The 2,989-nt window shown below is 40.7% G+C and carries 3 protein-coding genes; all 3 read left to right on the forward strand.

Features of this window, described 5'->3' with window-relative positions; all coding sequences use genetic code 11:
- The first annotated feature begins 103 nt into the window (after positions 1-103).
- Entirely contained in the window at positions 104-559 is a 456-nt protein-coding gene (locus F0249_RS19600; RefSeq protein ID WP_171757593.1) for an N-acetyltransferase, read from the forward strand.
- Between the two features lie 136 nt (positions 560-695).
- The gene (locus tag F0249_RS19605; RefSeq protein ID WP_171757594.1) at positions 696-1,214 is read left to right on the forward strand and encodes an N-acetyltransferase; all 519 of its coding nucleotides are present in this window, start codon (positions 696-698) and stop codon (positions 1,212-1,214) included.
- A 92-nt stretch (positions 1,215-1,306) separates the two neighbouring features.
- Positions 1,307-2,068: a hypothetical protein gene (locus tag F0249_RS19610; RefSeq protein WP_171757595.1), complete on the forward strand. Its 762-nt coding sequence runs from the start codon at positions 1,307-1,309 to the stop codon at positions 2,066-2,068.
- Positions 2,069-2,989: the final 921 nt, after the last annotated feature.

Genomic DNA, 2,989 nt, shown 5'->3' on the forward strand with positions numbered 1-2,989 from the left:
GAAATGTGTGTTTGGCGATATTCATTAGATCAAAGACAGCGATGCGCGTCTACCTCATTGTTTTTACGGTTAATTATGAGGGGATTCGCAAGAATTGGGCGTTATGAGGCATATGGTGATCAAGTTAGAATCAGTATTAGAAAGTGAATTTGAGTCGCTGTTTTCAGTGGTGAAAATGGGGCTGTATTCTCACGTAGAATCAGTCTTTGGTTGGTGTGATGATTATCAGAAAAATCGACTAATTAATGATTATGAGCCTAATTGGTTTTATTGGGTTTACTCTGGGCAGACTCGTGTTGGAATGCTCTGCTTCAAACAGTGCAGCAATTCATATCATGTTCACTTGTTGGTTGTTTTTCCTGAATTTCAAAACCAAAGTTTAGGGCAAGCTATTATGGCTTATGTTCATGAAAAAGCGAAGAATGAGTATAGAGATAGCATTACATTATCAAGTTTTGTTCGTAATATTAAAGCGATAAGTTTCTATGAAAGGCTAGGGTATAAAGTCATTGATAGTGATGAAAACTTCCTATCATTGTCGTTGAACCTTGCCTCATAACAAAGCATTTAAGAGGGATTCTCAACGCTTGGCATTTTTGCTTCTACTTCAAATTTAGTGTTTACGGTACAATGCTTTAGGTTGGGTGGAGGCGTTGTTCACCCCTTAATGCGGCGTTATATTCTCGGGAGGTAAAATGGAATTTACGAGTGCTAGTGAGGCTCATTTTGAAGCAATTGCTCAACTGGTTTCTTCACCAGAGGAGTTGTATTCAGTTTGCCCTTCAGGCTCTTATCCGTGGGATTACAGTCAAATCTGCGATATTTCCAAAGAGAGGTCAGACCTAACAGTATGCCTTGTTGATAACCAAGTTGTTGCCTTTGGAAATTTGTATAATGTAAAACCGTTGCAGAGTGCATTTATCGGTAATATTGTCGTGTCTGATGCGTACAAAGGGCAAGGGATTGGGCGAGCTCTTATTGAACATTTGAGTTCACAGTGTTCGGATCTTTATCAAGCAGTACCATATTTGTCAGTATTTAATTACAACACTCGCGCTTTGTTGCTTTATACCAAACTTGGCTTCGAACCTTACAGCGCAGAATCTAGAATTTCGCATGATGGTGAGACTGTGGTTTTGCTCCACATGCGAAAAAAATCCGAATATAACAAAGCATTTAAGACGGATTCTCAACGCTTGGCAATTTCGGTTTAGGTCGGCTTTAGTGCTAAATGTGGCAAGGTTTAAGGTTGGGTGGTCGCGTTGTTCACCACTTAATGCGGCGTTATAACGCTAAAGGAGAATCGGTGGAAATTGTTAAGAAATACAAGGATAAAGTATCCAGCTTAACCAACGAGGAAGCCGCTTATCTAATCGGTTTTGCATCGTTTTTAGCTATGCCATTGATTAGCTATGTCGTTTCATTCCCAAGTTACTGGTTTTTTCTTGGTTTTGTCTTAGCTGGAGCAATAATTTGGCTAAATACAATGACTAAGCAGGTTAGTTCGTTGCTATTTGTTAAAGCGTTTTGGGGTGTGGTTATAATTTCAGGGACAGCACTCAATTTAGGTCTTGCATCAACAAGCGTCAATTCAATTCTTGAAGTTCCGAGTAGTCCTTTTACTTACACAATCACCATAGCATCTGTTTTGCTAATCCCAATAACGTTCTCAATTATTGGGATATTTTTGGCTCTTCCATTAATACCGGTGGCAATGTTTAGCTCAATGACTCTGTTAGACGACTTTACGCCTAAAAAGCTGCTAACTCTCAGCTTCCTGACAAACTTTGGACGACAGTCTCCAATCTTGTTCTTTGGGCGCATATTCGCTTGTATATGTTTGTTATCTACTTGTATCGCGTTCAATAAAGACAGTTCATGGTACTTTGATGCTGTTGAAGATAAAATTAAGTGGTTTGCATATCATCTAGAAACGGAGGAATTTAGCTATTGTAAATTAGCTGAAAACGAAAGAATTGCTTACCTACCGGGTAAAAAAGTGGTTATCGCAAGTAAGTCCTCAGAGTCATACGATTTTCGTGTTAGCTTGTGCGAATCCGCGTTATAACAAACAATTTAAGAGTGACTCCTAACGCTTGGCGATTTCACTCCGGTTTGAAATTTGTGATTACGGTGCAATGGTTTAGCTTGGGTGTTACAGCGTTGTCGCACCTTAATTGGGCGTTATGTTTTACCTGGATTTCAATGGCTTAAATGCCTTTGAATCGTTCTTTGTCCCTTTAGCCATTCGTTGGGAGCAGACTCAGCAAGTCACTATTGTCTGCCCCAATTCTTGAATCACTTCACCCGTAAAACATGCCAAAGTTCGTGGGTTGCTTCATTCAGGTTTCAGGGTGGTTCGGTAGTCAGGTTTCTCTGGCTCAAAGTCGCTTTGAGCATATTTCTCAATCAGCCAATAACCTTGGAAGTAGTCTCGGCAAATCGCCATTGTTCTGCGCTGCCTTTGCTAAGAAAGGGCGCTTGTTGAGGCTTGATCGGGTTGCCTCATTAGCAGGGAAGTGGACTTACTCGTTTTTGGTTTGGCGCATCTGGCGCTCAAGTGAATCCGAGCTTGTGATTTGGTTCAGAAATCTAGGTCTGCATTGCAGTTCTTTGCCAAATAAATCAGTCGTTTGTGTTAAAACATAACAAAGCATTTAAGACGGATTCTCAACGCTTGGCGATTTCAGCCTAGGTCAGCTTTAGTGCTAAATGTGGGAAGGTTTAGGCTTGGGTGGTCGCGTTGTTCACCACTTAATGCGGCGTTATATTGCATAATATTCAAAGGGTTAAATTATCCGTTTATCTTTGTTTTGCGTCGGAGCTACACACCTATTCGTTTCGTGAAAAATGCCATCAAAATGACCATCGCACGTAGAAAATGTGTCGGTTAATTAGCTGCAACGTCACGCAAGTCTCCTCGTTAGTAAGTTTCGCTGGCTCAAGTTCATTTTTCGCGGCTTCTTTATCGTGGGAACTTCATTGAAAG

Origin of the sequence: Vibrio sp. 03-59-1, assembly GCF_013114135.1 — a bacterium.
Taxonomy (GTDB): domain Bacteria; phylum Pseudomonadota; class Gammaproteobacteria; order Enterobacterales; family Vibrionaceae; genus Vibrio; species Vibrio cortegadensis.